At 47.0% G+C, this 17639-nt stretch carries 14 protein-coding genes, 1 tRNA gene and 1 pseudogene; 10 read left to right on the top strand and 6 right to left on the bottom strand.

Features of this window, described 5'->3' with window-relative positions; translation table 11 throughout:
- Positions 1–488 precede the first annotated feature (488 nt).
- Entirely contained in the window at positions 489–719 is a 231-nt protein-coding gene (locus I1H34_RS07975) for a hypothetical protein (RefSeq protein WP_212665130.1), read from the top strand.
- A gap of 235 nt (positions 720–954) precedes the next feature.
- Here the strand turns inward: I1H34_RS07975 and I1H34_RS07970 are convergent, their stop codons facing one another.
- Entirely contained in the window at positions 955–3246 is a 2292-nt protein-coding gene (locus I1H34_RS07970) for a caspase family protein (protein WP_212665129.1), read from the bottom strand.
- 105 nt (positions 3247–3351) lie between these two features.
- The gene (gene sat, locus I1H34_RS07965; RefSeq protein WP_212665128.1) at positions 3352–4518 is read right to left on the bottom strand and encodes a sulfate adenylyltransferase; all 1167 of its coding nucleotides are present in this window, start codon (positions 4516–4518) and stop codon (positions 3352–3354) included.
- A gap of 120 nt (positions 4519–4638) precedes the next feature.
- Between sat and I1H34_RS07960 the strand changes: the two genes are divergently transcribed.
- The 3 genes from I1H34_RS07960 (at position 4639) to ppc (ending at position 9765) form a co-directional block, all read left to right on the top strand.
- Entirely contained in the window at positions 4639–6087 is a 1449-nt protein-coding gene (locus I1H34_RS07960; RefSeq protein ID WP_212665127.1) for a phosphoglucomutase/phosphomannomutase family protein, read from the top strand.
- A gap of 21 nt (positions 6088–6108) precedes the next feature.
- On the top strand, positions 6109–6318 hold the full coding sequence (locus I1H34_RS07955; protein WP_212665126.1) for a hypothetical protein: 210 nt from the start codon (positions 6109–6111) through the stop codon (positions 6316–6318).
- Between the two features lie 402 nt (positions 6319–6720).
- Positions 6721–9765: a phosphoenolpyruvate carboxylase gene (gene ppc / locus I1H34_RS07950; protein WP_212665125.1), complete on the top strand. Its 3045-nt coding sequence runs from the start codon at positions 6721–6723 to the stop codon at positions 9763–9765.
- A 37-nt stretch (positions 9766–9802) separates the two neighbouring features.
- Here ppc and I1H34_RS07945 read toward each other — a convergent pair.
- Positions 9803–9875, bottom strand: a tRNA-Ala gene (locus I1H34_RS07945).
- A 278-nt stretch (positions 9876–10153) separates the two neighbouring features.
- Here I1H34_RS07945 and I1H34_RS07940 point away from each other — a divergent pair.
- The 5 genes from I1H34_RS07940 (at position 10154) to pdxA (ending at position 13801) form a co-directional block, all read left to right on the top strand.
- Entirely contained in the window at positions 10154–10303 is a 150-nt protein-coding gene (locus tag I1H34_RS07940; RefSeq protein ID WP_212665124.1) for a hypothetical protein, read from the top strand.
- Positions 10304–10418: 115 nt separating this feature from the next.
- Positions 10419–10826: a hypothetical protein gene (locus I1H34_RS07935; protein ID WP_212665123.1), complete on the top strand. Its 408-nt coding sequence runs from the start codon at positions 10419–10421 to the stop codon at positions 10824–10826.
- 101 nt (positions 10827–10927) lie between these two features.
- Positions 10928–11467, top strand: a complete 540-nt coding sequence (gene nrdR, locus I1H34_RS07930; RefSeq protein ID WP_212665122.1) for a transcriptional regulator NrdR — start codon at positions 10928–10930, stop codon at positions 11465–11467.
- 233 nt (positions 11468–11700) lie between these two features.
- On the top strand, positions 11701–12681 hold the full coding sequence (locus I1H34_RS07925) for a 30S ribosomal protein S1 (RefSeq protein ID WP_212665121.1): 981 nt from the start codon (positions 11701–11703) through the stop codon (positions 12679–12681).
- A 46-nt stretch (positions 12682–12727) separates the two neighbouring features.
- Complete coding sequence (pdxA, locus tag I1H34_RS07920; RefSeq protein ID WP_315874862.1) at positions 12728–13801, top strand: 4-hydroxythreonine-4-phosphate dehydrogenase PdxA; 1074 nt, start codon at positions 12728–12730, stop codon at positions 13799–13801.
- Here pdxA and hppD read toward each other — a convergent pair.
- The 3 genes and pseudogenes from hppD to I1H34_RS07905 form a co-directional block, all read right to left on the bottom strand.
- On the bottom strand, positions 13796–14878 hold the full coding sequence (hppD, locus tag I1H34_RS07915) for a 4-hydroxyphenylpyruvate dioxygenase (RefSeq protein WP_212665120.1): 1083 nt from the start codon (positions 14876–14878) through the stop codon (positions 13796–13798). The two genes, pdxA and hppD, sit on opposite strands and share 6 nt — an antisense overlap.
- A gap of 238 nt (positions 14879–15116) precedes the next feature.
- Positions 15117–15524: an NUDIX hydrolase gene (locus tag I1H34_RS07910; RefSeq protein ID WP_212665119.1), complete on the bottom strand. Its 408-nt coding sequence runs from the start codon at positions 15522–15524 to the stop codon at positions 15117–15119.
- 111 nt (positions 15525–15635) lie between these two features.
- Positions 15636–16464 (bottom strand): annotated as a pseudogene (locus I1H34_RS07905) (IS1 family transposase).
- A 128-nt stretch (positions 16465–16592) separates the two neighbouring features.
- Between I1H34_RS07905 and I1H34_RS07900 the strand changes: the two are divergent.
- Positions 16593–17639, top strand: a complete 1047-nt coding sequence (locus I1H34_RS07900; RefSeq protein ID WP_212665118.1) for a zinc-dependent alcohol dehydrogenase — start codon at positions 16593–16595, stop codon at positions 17637–17639.

The raw sequence follows: 17639 nt of genomic DNA, 5'->3' as shown, positions 1-17639 counted from the left end.
AACTAGGCAAACGCAGAATAAGATCACGCAAAGTCTTAGCCATAACCTAAACACACCAGAGATCGACAAATTCATTTAACGTCAGAAAGTTCATCAAGCCTCGTTGTTCTATCCTCTTATCAAGAGTAGTATCAACATAATCAGTCATTATCTCTTCACCAAAAGAAGGGCGAAATATTCTCATTGGCACTTAAAATTTGTCAAGCCAAAATCTGGAAGTATTTTGGCTTGCTCTAAGATTCAAATGAGTGATTGTCTCTTTAAATATTTACAGTGCGTCTAAGTTACTTATAGCAAGTACAAAAAGCACCTAACACAAGATACAGATTAAATTACTAAGACAAAATAATTTACAGCTTATTCATAAGTGGAATAAAGTGTACCCGAAGCACTGCATTCAGCAATATTTTCCCTCACTGTCAGCCAGTAGTTTTGACTGGCTCTAACTTCTAGCATTTCAGGCAATTTTCCCATTCTGAGTCACTCCCATGAAACATAACAAACGAAAACGGAAGCCCATGGATGGGCGGTTCGTGACTAAAATTGCGATTGTCTATCTTGGTATTTTTTCTTCGCCATTCATTATTTCTCAATTTTCTCCTAAAGCCCAAACAGCCCACTCTTCTTCTGAGGGTTCTCAGAAAGTGTCAGAGAATCAAGCAATCTCCCTCTCTGCTCAAACTATCTCCCAACGTGATGGGAAAGACTGTTCAGAATAATTGAAGTTGTGAGTCTTTAATCATTGCGATCGCATCCACGATACCTGGTATGTGATCGCACAAGCTCTCAACCAAAACTTAATCCCAACAGGGGTAAAGCTGGGCTTTTAGTAGGAGCTATAAGGCCAAAACGGTGCTGTGAGCAATCGCTAGACATACTGATGGATATTTTTAGAATGATATAACCCTGGGGAATAGGTCATTCTCATTCTCACAATGCGGTAAGCCTGGTTCTCTAGATCACCTCATGGGTAAACTGAAACGTCGCCCACTGATCGACATCCCAAACCCAGTTGTTATCAGATTCAATCCCCATTTGCTCGGCCATTGGCGTGCTGCCATCATGCAAATCTTGTAACACTTGTTGGGTCACTTCTAATGGATTGACCAAACGAGCTACCACAGGGGATGTATTACTTGAAGATTGGCGGATTTTGCTGGCTATTGCATCTAATCCTTTCTCAAACGGAGTTCGGCTCACAATAATGTAGGTGGTTGCTATCCCTTCCGGTCCTCGAACGACATACTCATTGTTTGGGAATGGCACGGCTAGCGACTCTTTAGGGGCAATGAAGTCTTGACTAGTAGACCTGTCTAACAGAGCCTCTGGCGAATAAATGGAGAAGAACTGGGTGCGAGTATCAACGCCCAAGACTAGCCAATAGAGCGGGGTATCGCTGTAGTTACGCACTCGATATTGGATATGTTGTCCTTTGGCAATCTGGACGACTTGCCCTTGCTTCTCAAAGGAAGATAGGGATGAGCTATCTTTCCGAGTCCAAGGCGCTCGGGTCGTACATTGTTGGGCTAGGACTTGAGGTTTTTCATCATCAGTGGCTTCCAACGCCACCATTGCCCCCACTCTCGAAGAAAAATCGTTAACGGTCAGATCGAGGGTTTTGCGGGCCAACAATAATTTCAGAGTGTCATGCAGTTGATTGACTGCCGTTTTAATTGCTTCACCCGATTCTCCTCGGGTATCTGCTAACTCTTCGCCTCCTTGGGAGAAGAGTCCATATTGGGTTTGAGGCGGTGGAGCAGGAGGGTCTTCGTCTTCTTCTGATAGGTCTGGAACGGAATTAACGATCACTTGAGAAGAAGAAGATGCTTGGGTAAACAGGAAGTCCGCGTTTTGGGTCCCAGCAATAACGGGGTTGATATTGGGCATGTCTGAAAACGCACTAGTGGCATCTACCCGCTCAATTCGATTCAATTGTGAGCCTAGGGCAACATTTAAGTTAATAGATCGGGAAATGACTCGAAACGCTTCTCGAATTTTCTGACCGGAGTTAATTTGACCTTCTTGATCACAGCGTCCGGTCCCCACACAGCCTCGGCTAGACTCTAATTGAATTAAAGGCTCTAGGGTGACCTGCTCGGATGCGCTCCCAGGAGATGGGGCGGTAGCAGCTGAAATATTAGATAAGCTGCCTTCTTTCGATGTGACTTTAAAGCAAGTAGTGGCTTCGTAATACTCCACCACTTGGGGTAAAACACCCCCTAACCAAAGAGTGACTTCTTCACCGTTGTCTTCGACATCCGTGACCACACCATCAGCATTGGTGCCAAGAGATAATCCGGTTAAAACACTAGAGCCCGTCTGCCCGCTTAAGCTAGGTTGCTGGACTCGACCGACCTGATGTTCGACATCAGACACAACCCGGTTAAAACTAGCCGAGAATTTCTGGGAGGGGGAGGATTGCCATAGATGTTGCGTTAAAGCATAGGTGAATAACCCGGAAGAAAAATCATGCCATTGGGCTTCAACCGCCGTTTGAGGGCGCTGAGAGGCTAAAAGAATCAGCTCAGAAGAAGATGGACGCCGTTGGGATTGATTAAGCAGCTTCTCTTGCTGTTCACGATCTCCCGGTAAGTCTGTTTTTTGTTGAATACTGGGTTGCGATCGCACCCGTAAGTTCCCCAACAACGCCTTCCCTGGATAGGTGAACCCAGCATCTAACACACAGAGACTTTGTTGCGTATTAAGGGACCGAAACCACAGGGCTAACTGCTCCTGCAACAGGGCATTTTCAATGGCTGGGCTCTGGTCGGAATGTTGAATATCACTGTCAAAAGGAAGCAACACTTTGGAGGGGAGCGGCGTTTTGGCCTCTGAAGCCGTGTTGATATAGGGACTTAATAAACATCCATACCCACTGAAGTGAAAGATGACACAATCTTGAGGCCGGGACTGCTCAATCAAATGGGTCGTAAACGCTGCCTCGATATTTTTATAGGTGGCCTGCTTATTTTTAAGGATGACAATATCGTCGGGATGGAAGCCAAACCGATGGACCAGTAGCTCTCGCTGCAATTCCAAATCTGTCAAACAGCCCTTCAGCTTGGCCTGCTTGCCCAACTCCCGATATTGGTTAATGCCCACTAGCAGGGCGAGCTTCCGGGAGGTGGGTTGAGCGAGTACTTGTTGATATTGATCTGCAAACTTCCATAGAGATAAATCACTCAAACCTAGGCCAGCTAGCACTAAGCTAGTTTTTCGCAGTAAAGCGCGTCGGGTCAGTGCCATGATGTGATGTCTATGGAGAGGGCCTATTGAAGGGCAAAAAGGTAGAACCCATCATCTAGTAATGGGTTCCTATTTTCACTATATCGCCGATTGCGAAAGCTAGGCTTAAGCTTTCATTGCCGCTGCTAATTCAGAAGCCACTTCAGGGCGAGAAAACTCAGGTGGGGGTAGCTCCCCTCGTCGCAGCATTTCTCTGACCTTTGTCCCAGAAAGGTGAACCCGATCTTCAGGCCCACTGGGACTCGTCTTAGTCGTAGCCATGGATAAGGTCTTCTTGCAGTAGAAGGCATGCTCAAACTTCATGGGTGTAATCCCCAACGCTTGAGCATCTAAGCTATCGAAAATATACTGGGCATCGTAGGTACCATAGTAGTCACCCACACCCGCATGGTCGCGACCCACAATAAAATGGGTGCAGCCATAATTTTTGCGAACTAAAGCATGAAAAATTGCTTCGCGAGGACCTGCATAGCGCATGGCCGCAGGATTAATGGCTAGAATAACCCGATCCTCCGGGAAATAATGCTCCATCATGATTTCGTAGCAACGCATCCGCACATCTGCTGGAATATCATCACTTTTCGTTGCACCCACCAATGGATGCAAGAATAATCCATCTACAGTTTCTAACGCACACTTTTGAATGTATTCGTGGGCACGGTGAATCGGATTCCGGGTTTGAAAGCCAACAATTGTGTTCCAACCTCGTTCACGGAAGAGTTGACGAGCAGCGATGGGGTCAATTTGATAGGAAGGGAATTGGGGGTGGGACTGGCGCTCTAGCAACCAAACTGGACCCGCAAGATTAACTGCACCCTGATCAAACACGACCTTGACACCAGGATGTTTCATCTCATCTGTTTTATAGACTTGAACGGCTTCCTGAGTCTTGTCGTAGGTATATTTCTCAGTCAATTCAAGTACACCCACAAAAGCGCCCGCTGGGTCATCTAGACGAACTAAGCCTCCCACATCAAGGGCAGCCGCTACGCCTTCATCGACAGATAAAGTCACTGGAATGGACCAAGGCAGACCATTTTCAAGGTGCATGTGATGAACAACCTGTTCATAGTCTGCCTGCCCCATAAAGCCTGAAAGTGGGCTGAAGCCACCAATGGCAATCATTTCCAAATCTGAGGTGGCTCGCTTATCTAACTGTACGCGGGGTAAGCTATCACCCTTGGCAAGCAAATCTTGTTTTTGGCTTGCAGAAGCAACCCGGTTGATGAGTGAACCACCGTGTGGCGCAATGGCATCTTCATGTTGAGTCAAAATAAACCTCCCTAAACTGCGTATCACTCCAAATCATAAACTAAAGATTAAGTTTTGTTAGTAATTACGGGTTAACTTTTGGTGTGTAGGATGTAGAGACAGTATCCTAGCGGATTCCCTATGCCTAACGATTTTGCATCCTCAATCAAATTTGGAACCGACGGTTGGCGAGGCATTATTGCCCAAGACTTTACCTTCGAGCGGTTGGTCTATGTCGCCCCTATTGCGGCCCAAATCCTAGAAGAAACCTATGGCAGCGCTGACAAAAAGCATTTAGTGATCGTGGGATATGATCGCAGATTTCTCTCAGAAGAATTTGCCCAGGCCACTGCTGAAGCTGTTCAGCAAGCCGGATTTGATGTGCTGTTATCGAACACCTTTGCGCCCACCCCTGCATTTAGTTGGGCGGCCTATCATCGCCACGCCCTTGGGGCTTTGGTGATTACAGCCAGCCATAACCCAGGGATCTATTCTGGCCTCAAAGTCAAAGGAGCCTTTGGCGGCTCAGTGCCTCCTGTCGTCACTCAAGCTATTCAAGATCGACTGGTCGAAGCCCCCGTCACTACTTCGACTGCCGGGACCCTAGATACCTTCGATCCCTGGCCAGAGTATTGTCAGGTTTTGCAATCTAAGGTTGATATGGATGCCATCAATCAAGCAATTCACCAGAAGCGACTTAAGGTCTTTGTGGATACGATGCATGGGGCAACAGCCACTGGCCTACAACGGCTGCTATCGGCTGAGATCACAGAACTCAACTGCGATCGCGATCCGTTATTCGAAGGAGGGGCCCCTGAACCCCTTCCCAAGTATTTGGGAACTCTCATTCAGTCCATCCAAACTCACCGTCAACAGGCCCCTGATGAAGAAGCGATTGTAGGATTTATATTTGATGGGGACGGGGATCGAATTGCAGCAATGGATGGCCAGGGTAACTTTCTAAGTTCTCAAATCTTGATTCCGATTTTGATTGAACACCTTGCAGCTCGCCGAAAGTTCCAGGGAGAAGTCATCAAAACGATTAGCGGTTCAGAACTGATCCCTCAAGTGGCTGATCTGTACCAATTACCCCTCCATGAAACCCCCATTGGCTATAAATATATTGCCGACTATATGCTGGCCGCAGAGTCAGTATTGATTGGTGGCGAAGAATCTGGAGGTATAGGCTATGGCAACCATATTCCTGAACGAGATGGCTTGCTCTCTGCCCTATATTTACTCGAAGCTGCAGCTCAAACCGGTCAAGATCTATCCCATTTGTATCAGCAGCTACAAACGCAAACAGGGTTCACCAGTTTTTATGATCGTATTGATCTACCCCTATCTTCTGAAGCTGATAAACAAAAGCTAATTGATCAATTGCAAGCAGCACCCTTCAGTCAAGTATTGGACCAAAAAGTCGTGGATGTTCTATCCATCGATGGTTTTAAGTTTAACTTGGCGGATCAGAGCTGGTTACTTATTCGCTTTAGTGGGACAGAGCCTGTTCTGCGCCTCTATTGTGAGTCCCATCACCCGGACCGAGTTTCCAAAATTCTAGCTTGGGCAAAAGACTGGGCACTGCGTTAAAACACTATCAAAGGTCTCATCATGTTCTCATCGTCTAACCCGATCTCTAAGGTCCCTCCCATTCTTCTCAAGCCAGAGCAATTGGAGCTTCTAGTCAGTCTGGCAATATTGCCGATTCTTGTTGCCTTGTTGGGGCAGCAACAGCTGTTCAGGTGTTTGACGACCCTTGGAACTTGGAGCGAAAGCCTATTGCAAGGGGTCGCCTTGCCTTTTTTAGATTTGCCCGAATAAAGTACGTTTTTCTCTCCTTTGGATGTAATTTTCCGGGTCTTTATCCTCAGAATGTTGTTTAGAGAGCTAGGAAAATCCATATGTGGACGAATATATCCGTCCTTAAGTTATGTAGTCTATCTTTTGGCTTATGAATACTGCTTAGGCCCAGTCTACACAGCATGATTCATCCAAAGTAAGAACGGTTTATTGAGGGAACCTAACCCTACCAAGGGAATTAGCTTTTAGAGAAAGATAGTAAAGCGAGGTTTACCCCCTAGAATTGTGATGGAGTTGTTTTTGATGCCACTTTACCCAGTTCTCAACAGAGGTTGATGCTTTAAAGGCGAAGTTCCCAAAAGCTTGATAATCGTCTTCGAGTTTTTCTATTCCATCGATCTTACTTATTTGAGTTAATACTCTATGCGTTCCACTCTCAACCGTATCCATCCCCAATTAGCACAGCACAACCAGTTAGAGTCATTGCTTCTACATCGAATTAAAGTCATTGAAGACCTACTGGAAGCTGTCCTCAGAGATGAATGCGGGCAGGAGTTAGTCGATTTACTTCGGCAGTTGCGATCGATGTGTTCCCCGGAAGGACAAGCCCCAAGGGTTCCGGAAACGGAAGTCCTGAAGGTGGTAGAAAAGCTGGAGCTAGATGAAGCCATTCGGGCTGCAAGAGCATTTGCCCTCTACTTTCAGCTCATCAATATTGTGGAACAACATTATGAGCAAGAGGAAAGTATTATGCGTACCCGAGGGGCGATTCAATCCTCTCCGGTAGCACTTCCTAATGCCGATGGCTCTGAGGAGGGAGCAGAAAATCATTCTGGCCAAAATGGTCAGACCGATCTACCTGAGCACAGCATCTTTGATGCAATTCTACGGGAGCCGAATGCAGGGACCTTTACCTGGTTATTTCCCAAGCTGAAACAGTTAAATGTTCCGCCTCGCCATATTCAAAATATTATTCAGAACCTGGATATTCAGCTTGTATTTACTGCTCATCCGACAGAAATTGTGCGGCAGACGATTCGGGCTAAACAACGTCGGATTGCCAAGATCTTAGGCAAATTAGATGAGGCGGAGGCTGGACTGGCCAATAGTACCCGTTCGAATTGGGAAGTGGATGCGTTACAGGCCCAACTCACGGAGGAAGTCAGATTTTGGTGGCGAACCGATGAACTTCATCAATTTAGGCCGACAGTTTTAGATGAAGTCGAGTACAGCCTGCATTATTTTCGCGAAGTCCTTTTTGATGCGATTCCCCAGCTGTATCAACGCTTATCCCAGCATTTGAAACAAGCATTTCCCAATCTACAACCCCCTCGCTACAACTTTTGTAAGTTTGGATCTTGGGTGGGCTCGGATCGCGATGGCAACCCAGCAGTGACGACAGCTATCACTTGGCAAACCTCCTGTTATCAGCGAAATTTAGTGCTTGAGAAATATATTCAATCCATTAATAAGCTGATCAATTTGTTGACCCTATCCCAATATTGGTCTGAAGTTCCATCTGGTTTAGAGAAATCTTTGGGCCAAGATCAGCTACAAATGCCTGACGTGTATGACCGGCTCTCGATCCGGTTCCTGGGAGAACCCTTTCGATTCAAGTTGTCTTATATCCTGAAGCGTCTAGAAAATACTCGAGATCGCAACCAACAGCAGGCTCAACTGATTGATTTTTCCCATCCGATTCATCCCCAAGGGATGAACGAACAAATTTACTATCCTGCTGCTCAGGATTTTTTGGCCGAACTTCGAGTGGTCCAAGAGAATTTGCAGGCGACAGGGATCAGTTGCCAAGAGTTAGATACCCTGATCGGCCAAGTGCAGATCTTTGGCTTCAATCTGACTCAGTTAGATATCCGGCAAGAAAGCTCTTGTCATTCAGATGCCCTCACTGAAATCGTTAATTATCTGCAGATTCTGCCCAAGCCCTATAACGAGTTATCAGAGCCCGAACGATTGGAGTGGCTGACCCAAGAGCTGCAGACCCGTAGGCCCCTGATCCCCCATGACCTGCCTTTTTCTGAGAAAACCCAAGAGCTGATTAATACCTTCCGGATGATTCGGCGGCTGCAGGAAGAATTTGGGGTAGAAATTTGCCGTACCTACATCATTAGCATGAGCCATGATGCCAGTGATTTGCTGGAAGTGCTGCTGTTAGCGAAGGAATCCGGTCTATTTGATCCCACAACGGCGACTGGAACATTACACGTTATCCCTCTTTTTGAAACAGTAGATGACTTAAAGCGGGCGCCAGGGGTCATGACCCAACTGTTTGATTTAACCTTTTATCGGAATTATTTAGTGGATGCTCAGGCATCTCAGGAGCCATCTTCAGAACCTCCTCTCTCGTTACAAGAGATCATGCTGGGATACTCTGATAGCAATAAAGATTCTGGCTTCCTCAGTAGTAATTGGGAGATTTATAAAGCCCAGCAACGCTTACAGGAAACTGCTGAGCCCTACGGCATTTCTTTGCGAATTTTCCACGGTCGGGGCGGTTCTGTCGGCCGAGGCGGTGGACCTGCCTATGAAGCTATTTTGGCCCAGCCAGGGTATAGCGTGAATGGCCGGATCAAAATTACAGAGCAGGGCGAAGTAGTGGCTTCGAAGTATTCTTTGCCAGAGCTCGCTTTATATAACCTAGAAACGATTTCTGCGGCTGTTATCCAAGCCAGCTTGTTGCGCTCCACCATGGACAGCATTGAGCCTTGGCATGAAATCATGGAGGATTTATCGGCGCGATCGCGGAAGCGATACCGGGCACTGATTCATGAACAAGAAGACTTAGTGGACTTTTTCTACGAAGTCACCCCCATTAATGAAATTAGTCAACTACAACATGCTGCTCGACCCGCTCGACGACGGGCCGATAATCGGCGAACTTTAGAAGGGTTACGCGCCATTCCTTGGGTGTTTAGCTGGACTCAAAGTCGGTTTCTGTTGCCGGCATGGTACGGCGTGGGTACCGCACTTCAGGACTTTCTGGATGAGGAGTCTGCAGAGCATCTCACTCTACTGCAATATTTCTACGGCAAGTGGCCCTTTTTTAAGATGGTGATTTCTAAAGTAGAAATGACCTTAGCTAAAGTGGATCTGCAAATTGCTCATCACTATCTTCAGGAATTAACTTCTTCTGAAGATGTGGATCGGTTTGAGCGTTTGTTTGAGCAAATCGCCCAAGAATATTACTTGACGCGGGAAATGGTCTCTAAGATTACGGGGAACCAGCAGCTCCTAGATGGAGATCCTAACCTTAAGCGTTCGGTCCATCTGCGGAACGGTACGATTGTTCCATTAGGATTCCTGCAAGTGTCCTTGCTCAAGCGATTGAGACAACATCAGCGGCAAGATCGTGTTGCCCTAGGAGCTGGAAACGTTAGCGAGAAAGACCTTCTGCGGGGTGCTCTGCTGACGATTAATGGGATTGCAGCAGGCATGAGAAACACCGGCTAGTCCAGCTTAACGGAACCACATAAAATGATATAGAAAATGGAGCTAAGCGGATTCGAACCGCTGACCCCCTGCATGCCATGCAGGTGCTCTACCAACTGAGCTATAGCCCCGAATGCGACTATCATCATGCCTTGAAAAGCATTCGAACGTCAAGAACTTTCTTCAAATCCTCGTTACACAAGAAACACACAACCCATAAAACTTGAGTAAAGCGTTACTCATCTCAGTATTTGTTTAATCTTTGCATAAAAAATACATATTCAGAGTTATCAGACTTATTAATTTTTCTAATCATTCACGTTATGATCGAAGTACGAGATAGCAACCGTTGATCCAAATAAGGATGGGAATGCTCTTTCCCATTCATTTTGTATATGGGAGTTTACGTATGAAAATTATGATTTTTTTCGAACAAGGGATCCAGTATTTATCAGAAGCAGTCGGACACATTTTTGCGCCTAATGATGATCACTACCCTGCAACTGGAGCAGTGCCATTTTTGGGTGACCCTTACTACCAATCAGTCTGGATTGATTAGATAGTCCTCCGACCGAGGAAAGGTGTTATGTATCTCCGTCATTCCAACAACCTTGTTATCTAGCGCCTTTCCTTCTCTACCTACAGCAGTCATGAATGCCAATACAACATAAGTTATGACAGAAGGGCTCGTATGGTTGGCATTGCTTTCTGTATTTATAGGGTTAGCCAGCTTTGGGTGGATCGAATATCGCAAAGTTGAGGCCTATCGTGTTTGGGCCCAGTCCTTTGAACGTGCCAAATATGATATCTATGCCGTTTTGGGGCAGAAAGAAGAAACCCTAACTTGGGGGCAACCCACTTTAAAAGGACCGATAAACCTTCAACGTTGTTCGATTCACACAATTGTAAATGTTGTGGTTCAAGTGGATGACCAATCCGTCGATTTGGATCATCCCCCTGATAAAGGCAAAACGGTTCAATTGGTATTGCAACGCCAAGACCATGAAAATCCTTTTTTTATTCCGTTTACTGACATAACAATGGCAGTAGAATGGGCACAGTATCTGATAACAGTGATTTAGAAAGCAGCGCTTTGAGTGTTAAAGGTTCGAGACTTCAACCTTGCAGATGTTGTTTTGATTGGAATTAGAACTGCGTTGTTATCCACTTTGAACAAGCCAGTATGCAATGCCCCTTTTGCCAGCATACCGATAGCCGAGTTTTAGAATCGCGCTCAGCAGAGGCGGGACAGAGTGTTCGGCGGCGGCGAGAATGCTTGCAATGCAATCGTCGATTTACGACTTATGAGCGGATTGAGTTTGTTCCCATCACCGTCATCAAACGCAATCAGGATAGAGAACTATTTGACCGCTCAAAGTTGCTCAAAGGAGTGGTTACCGCTTGTGAAAAGACGGGGCTGACTGCGGTTCAGCTAGAGTCATTGGTAGACGATGTGGAAGCAGAACTCCAACAGCAAGCGATTAAAGAAGTTACGAGTACTGATCTCGGTGAATCCGTATTGACTAAGCTACAAACCCTCAGCGAAGTGGCTTATGTTCGGTTTGCATCTGTCTATCGACAGTTTCGAGGAATTCGGGATTTTGTGGATGCCCTGGATCAGCTCAAGGACTCTGGAGACAGTCCTTTGCCGAGAGTGCTGAACGAGGTATATGAAGATACTGCACAACCAGAACCCACCACCATTATGGTTTCCCCTCAGTAATCATTCAGGCATCTACCTGGGCTTTTAGCATCTCCATTGCCAGACTACAAACGAACAAAATATATAGTTAAGGTTTCAGATATTGCGCTACGATGGTAGATCTAGTGCCAAATCTAGATAGATGCTGAAGATGACTCTTAGCATCGCCCAGCGCTCCTATTATTTGCGTCCTTACGGACAAAGGAGACGTCATTATCCACCATTAGTAAGAAAAAACCTAGGAACATTAGAGAATGGTCAATCGGGAAACCACGCTGCCAGACATCGGCTTTACTCACGAAGATTTCGCCGCGTTACTTGACAAATATGATTATCACTTCAATCCGGGTGACGTCGTGGCAGGTACAGTCTTCAGTCTGGAACCCAGAGGGGCTTTGATTGACATTGGTGCAAAGACTGCAGCCTACATTCCTATTCAGGAAATGTCCATTAATCGGATTGAGAACCCTGATGAGGTGTTGCAATCCAACGAAACCCGTGAGTTTTTCATTCTGGCAGATGAGAATGAAGACGGTCAGCTTACCCTATCCATTCGCCGTATTGAGTATATGCGCGCTTGGGAACGGGTGCGTCAACTGCAAACGGAAGATGCAACGGTCCGTTCTTCTGTATTTGCAACCAATCGAGGTGGTGCCCTAGTTAGAATTGAAGGACTGCGTGGATTTATTCCGGGTTCCCACATCAGTACTCGAGCGACCAAAGAAGATTTAATTGGCGAAGAATTACCTCTTAAGTTCCTAGAGGTGGATGAAGAACGTAACCGCCTTGTTCTCAGCCATCGGAGAGCTTTGGTTGAGCGCAAGATGAACCGTTTGGAAGTCGGCGAAGTTGTAATTGGCACGGTCCGCGGTATCAAGCCCTACGGTGCCTTTATTGATATTGGTGGTGTCAGTGGCTTGCTCCACATTTCCGAAATCTCTCACGATCACATCGATACGCCTCACAGCGTTTTCAATGTTAATGATGATCTGAAGGTGATGATCATTGATTTGGATGCTGAGCGAGGTCGTATTTCCCTGTCTACTAAGCAGCTAGAGCCTGAGCCGGGTGATATGGTCAAGAATCCTCAGCTGGTTTATGACAAAGCCGAGGAAATGGCAGAACGGTATCGACAGCAAATGTTGGCTCAACAGGAAGGTGGGCAAGTTGAGACCGATGATGATTCTGCTGATGAAGCAACCTCGGAACCGGAAGAAGTCACTTCTCCCGCATAAGGAAGGACTGTTCTTCCTCCGTTCGGATGGATGATGATGGATCACAATGATTGAATCTCATCCTCTACCCCAGCTTGCCATTCCTGTGGGTGATCCTGCAGGAATAGGCCCTGAGGTTATTCTTAAAGCTTTAAATTCACCGCTTCTCAAAGGCGCAGCTCATATTCGCGTCATTGGGGAGCGGTCTTTATTTGAAGCGGCCTATAAGCATCTTCAACAGCAGGCAGGATTAAATGCTGTTGAGACCCTAGCGAATCCTAATGATCTCGATTTCTTGGAAGTGGGATTGAAGTTATCTCCTATCCCATGGGGACAGGCTTCTGCAGAAACGGGGGCAGCCAGTTTTCGGTGTTTGTCTACTGCGATTACGGGCGCCCTGGAAGGGCGATTTGATGGCATTGTCACAGGTCCCATTGCTAAGTCGGCTTGGAAGGCTGCAGGCCATCACTATCCGGGACAAACAGAGTATTTGGCGGAGCGATCTCAGATCTCAGAATATGGCATGTTCTTTTTTGCCTTATCTCCCTATACAGGATGGCAGCTCCGTACGTTGCTGGCAACGACCCATATCCCTTTGTCAGCGGTCCCTGGTCAGCTGTCGCCAGCACTACTAACGATGAAGGTGCAGCTGCTGAAGAAGACGCTGCAGCGAGAGTTTGGTATTGAACAGCCGAGGGTTGCGATCGCAGGTTTGAATCCCCATAGCGGTGAGCAGGGACAGTTGGGTCGAGAAGAGATTGATTGGCTAATTCCTTGGATACGGGAGATGCGATCGCAACATCCTGATCTGACCTTATCGGATCCCATTCCTCCCGATACCCTGTGGGTGGGGCCAGGGCAAGCTTGGTACGGCCCCCGAGAGAAAACGGTGCAACCCACCACCTATGACGCTTACTTAGCCCTCTATCATGACCAAGGCTTGATTCCCGTCAAGCTTATGGCGTTTGATCGAGCTGTCAACACCACGATTGGCTTACCCTTCGTCCGCACTTCACCTGACCACGGCACGGCTTTCGATATTGCAGGCAAGGGAATTGCCGATCCCACTAGCATGATTGCCGCGATTCAGCTGGCCGCCAACTTGGTTCGTCAACGGCAGCAAACTCAAGCCAACCTATAGTACTATTCCCCGTTTCTGCTGTTCCCGTTCCATGGCTTGAAACAGGGCCAAGAAGTTTCGCTGTCCAAACCCTTGGGCTTGGCGTTGCCGCTCAATAATTTCAAAAAAGAAAGTAGGTTGCGGGAAAATAGGCTTCGTGAAGGTTTGCAATAGAATTCCAGCTCCGGAATCCTCTTCGAAATCAGCCAGAATATGTTGTTGTTCGAGGGCAGACCAATCGAGGTGGGAATAGGCTTGTTCAAACTGATGTCGTAGGTGCTGATAGTAACTGGGTGGAATATCTAGAATGGACAGCCCTCGATGCTTAAGCTGAGTGACCGTTTCGACAATATTCGAAGTTCCTAAGGCGATATGTTGAATGCCAGCGCCTCGATTGACCTCTAGAAATTCTTGAATCTGGGAATTGGCTGAAGTGGGCTCATTGATCGGAAACTTGATTTGACCTTGGGGATGAGTCAACACTTCACTGCGTAGACCCGATCGATGGGTTTGAATATCAAAATATCGGTGGGTTTCAAACCCAAATATGCGTTGATACCAAGTCACCGCAGCTTCAAGCTGATTTTGACCCACATTCAAAACCCCATGATCAATCTGGGTGAATAGACTTTGACGAGCAGCAGCTTGAGGCTTGTGATGCTTGTGCATCGAGATCGGGAAAAATTCGGACGGCAAAATGGAAGTCTGCCCTCTCCGCTCCACCAACGAATGTTCTAACGCTCCCCACCCTCTGACTTTTCCCCAAGTTACAGTCCCTTTGTCATGCTTTTCTTCGATCAAAGGCTGTAAAAGGGTTGCCCCTGCCTGAACAGCGCGGGCGAGCGTAGCCTGAACATTTGGAACCAAAAAAGCCAAATCTACTACACCAGGAGGGTGTTGCAGAAGATATTGGGCAACTGGGCCAGTCTGGTTTAGAGGGCTGGAAAAAATACATACAATCGCCCCTGAAGAGACAACTTCAACTTGCCGATCCGGCGCTGTGTTGCCCCCGAGATATTGAAATCCTAAAACGTTGGTAAACCAACGCTGACATTGTTTGGAATCATGAACATAAAAATGAATATGATCAAAATCCATAGATCACAAATACCGATCTTGAATTAACGTTAAAAATGCAACTTGAGAGACTGTTGGCAGCTCTAGACTGAGATGCAATGTAGGCCTACCTCTTAAACCTTAACGAATCCCCAGATATTGAGAGAGGGTCTTCACAATAAAACAATGTTGAGCATATATATTTCTAGCTCTTACCCTTAAATGCCAATTTTAAACTTAGTTGTCAGAATACGTCCGATCACCATAGATAAACCATAGATTATGCAATATAGCCTTCCAACTCATCCGACAAATGAATGTCATAGCCAATTGAACGTAATAGTGGCACAACAACTTTCAGATTCATAATGATGCCAATATCAGCCAAATGTGTGGGATTAATCCAAACATAATTCCTGCACTCATTTGGCTTCAAGATGACTGATTGAAGAGGATTCTCAAGTTTGCAAAGGAAGTAGTAGTCATCACGAATCTTGGCCACAGTACCAACAACTCTGATGGCGAGTTGTGTCTCCTCAAAGGCTTCTCTAACGCATGCTTGCTTTGGTGTTTCATTCTTCTTAATACCACCACCCGGGAAACACCACTGATCGGCTCTGGTCGTTTGCCTGCTTCTTTGAATCAAAAGAATATAGGAAGCGTTCTGTATGATTGCCCAAGATGCCATATTTACAGTCCAGATCTCTAAGACTTTGTCTCACACCAGCTAGAGCTATAACTCCTATCCTAATCAGCAGGTGCTAAACCTGTCCGTCTGTAAGCAAGAGACGGTCGTGCATCAAACAATTGTGGGGTAGGTGAGTATGTCATCCCAATGCCAAGCTCGCGAGGCTAGATCAGCACGTTGTGCCGCCGTTGTTTTAAGCCGACTGTGTGTCCAAATCCAATTGAAATAGCTGACCACTAATCGAGCAGTGACTTTGGTTTGCGCCCACACTTTGCCAAATTTGTTCTGGCGTCGATGCCATCGACCACTGTGCTGTCGAATAATGCCATTGGTGCGTTCGAGTCGTTGAGTTCTGTCCTTGCCAATGTAATGGTCAATCTCCCAAGGCAACACTCTTTCGTACCCCCCCAATCGTCGCTATTCCAGTCCTTGCAATCGGTCTTACCTTCAGTGCTAGTCACCAGTTCATTCAATAATGAATCGGTGTGCTTGCCCACACGACACGAGAGGATCACGCCGCTTGTGTTTGCCAAGGTAATCGCCATCCAACAATCACCCATCTCTAGCTCATGGGGAAGACAGTGTTTTTGCTTTTTTTCACAAAGGACCACATTTCATCTGCACTGACATCCTCCGTTTCAACGGCTTGCACTTGGCCATTATGGAGTTGCTGAGATCGTTGGCTAGCAGCTCTTACTAGAGAGACTACAGTGTTGTAAGCCAGGCCACTGGTCCGAGTGATACCTCGAAGACTACTCCCTTCTGCATGGGCTTGGAGAACTTGTCGGACCTGCTCTGGACTCACCTGACGACGATAGTAAAGGGTATCAAAGCGTTCAGTAAAGGTCTGCTGGCACTCAGGACAACGGTATCGTTGAAGCATGTTGGGCATCTTGCCATGCTTGTGTGCTTTGGAATGACCGCATAGTGGGCATTGCATGGGTAGGTTAGAAGCTGAGCTGAGCCTCTAGTATACTCAACCCACAATTACTTGAGGCACGACCCAAGAGACTAAGACTTCAGCAATTCCCGTTAAGATGGTGAAACTGAATGGAGGACTGAACTAACGTGCTAGCAGCGGTACTACATGGCCAAACCGATCTCCGCCTAGAAACGGTTCCTGACCCTACCCCTGAGCCAGGTGAAGTTGTGATTCAAGTGGATGTTGCGACGACCTGTGGCACGGACTTAAAAGTGTGGCGACGCGGGGGCCATGCCAAAATGCTCAAGCCGCCAACACTCTTTGGCCATGAAGCAGCAGGCCAGATTGTAGCCATAGGATCGGGGGTTCAGGGCTGGTCTCTTGGCAATCGCGTTGTTGCTAATAATTCAGCCCCCTGTGGGCACTGTTTTTTTTGCCAACGGCAAGAATATTCCCTTTGTACCGACTTGACGTTCAATAACGGAACATTTGCTCAATATTTGCGGATTCCTGCAGCCATTGTTGAGCAGAATCTGCTCCCCATTCCAGAGCATTTATCCATGGCCGATGCCTCTCTGACCGAACCCTTAGCCTGTGTTCTGCACGGCATTGCCCGCTCTGGTTTTAAGCCTGAACAAAAGGATGGCCCTGCCCAACGCGTGGTGGTGATTGGGGATGGTGCCATTGGCCTGATGTTTGTGGGGGTGTTGGCCCATCGCGGTGCCGAGGTGATTTTATTTGGTGGATCCGAACAGCGATTGCAACTGGGGCGCAAACTAGGTGCAGTCCATACCTACAATCACCATCACACGGACATATCAGCCACTACTTTGGAGCTGACCGACAACCAAGGGGCAGATATTGTGATTGAAGCTACTGGGGTTCCAAGCGTTTGGGAAACAGCCATTACCTGTGGACGGCCAGGAGCAACCATCAATTTATTTGGAGGATGCCCTCGGGATACGAGTATCACCGTCAATACTGATTTGTTGCACTACAGTGAATTGACTTTGAAGGGGGTATTTCACAATACCCCCACCTTTGTGAGGGAATCCCTCGCGCTATTAGCCAGTCAGGAACTACCGTTTGAGGAACTCCTTAACGATACGCAACCCCTCAATCATCTGGGGCAGGTATTTGCAGATATGCGTGATCGCAAAACCATCAAAGCGGTTATCCTACCCCATACCTAA

This window comes from Acaryochloris marina S15, assembly GCF_018336915.1.
GTDB lineage: Bacteria > Cyanobacteriota > Cyanobacteriia > Thermosynechococcales > Thermosynechococcaceae > Acaryochloris > Acaryochloris marina_A.
This window is presented reverse-complemented; position numbering and strand designations above follow the sequence as displayed.

What these genes read in the sequence shown, in the direction of transcription:
- I1H34_RS07975 (WP_212665130.1), top strand. Translation starts at nt 489, where the DNA reads ATGAAACATAACAAACGAAAACGGAAGCCCATGGATGGGCGGTTCGTG.
- I1H34_RS07970 (WP_212665129.1), bottom strand. Translation starts at nt 3,246, where the DNA reads ATGGCACTGACCCGACGCGCTTTACTGCGAAAAACTAGCTTAGTGCTA.
- I1H34_RS07960 (WP_212665127.1), top strand. Translation starts at nt 4,639, where the DNA reads ATGCCTAACGATTTTGCATCCTCAATCAAATTTGGAACCGACGGTTGG.
- I1H34_RS07955 (WP_212665126.1), top strand. Translation starts at nt 6,109, where the DNA reads ATGTTCTCATCGTCTAACCCGATCTCTAAGGTCCCTCCCATTCTTCTC.
- ppc (WP_212665125.1), top strand. Translation starts at nt 6,721, where the DNA reads ATGCGTTCCACTCTCAACCGTATCCATCCCCAATTAGCACAGCACAAC.
- I1H34_RS07940 (WP_212665124.1), top strand. Translation starts at nt 10,154, where the DNA reads ATGAAAATTATGATTTTTTTCGAACAAGGGATCCAGTATTTATCAGAA.
- I1H34_RS07935 (WP_212665123.1), top strand. Translation starts at nt 10,419, where the DNA reads ATGACAGAAGGGCTCGTATGGTTGGCATTGCTTTCTGTATTTATAGGG.
- nrdR (WP_212665122.1), top strand. Translation starts at nt 10,928, where the DNA reads ATGCAATGCCCCTTTTGCCAGCATACCGATAGCCGAGTTTTAGAATCG.
- I1H34_RS07925 (WP_212665121.1), top strand. Translation starts at nt 11,701, where the DNA reads ATGGTCAATCGGGAAACCACGCTGCCAGACATCGGCTTTACTCACGAA.
- pdxA (WP_315874862.1), top strand. Translation starts at nt 12,728, where the DNA reads ATGATTGAATCTCATCCTCTACCCCAGCTTGCCATTCCTGTGGGTGAT.
- hppD (WP_212665120.1), bottom strand. Translation starts at nt 14,878, where the DNA reads ATGGATTTTGATCATATTCATTTTTATGTTCATGATTCCAAACAATGT.
- I1H34_RS07910 (WP_212665119.1), bottom strand. Translation starts at nt 15,524, where the DNA reads ATGGCATCTTGGGCAATCATACAGAACGCTTCCTATATTCTTTTGATT.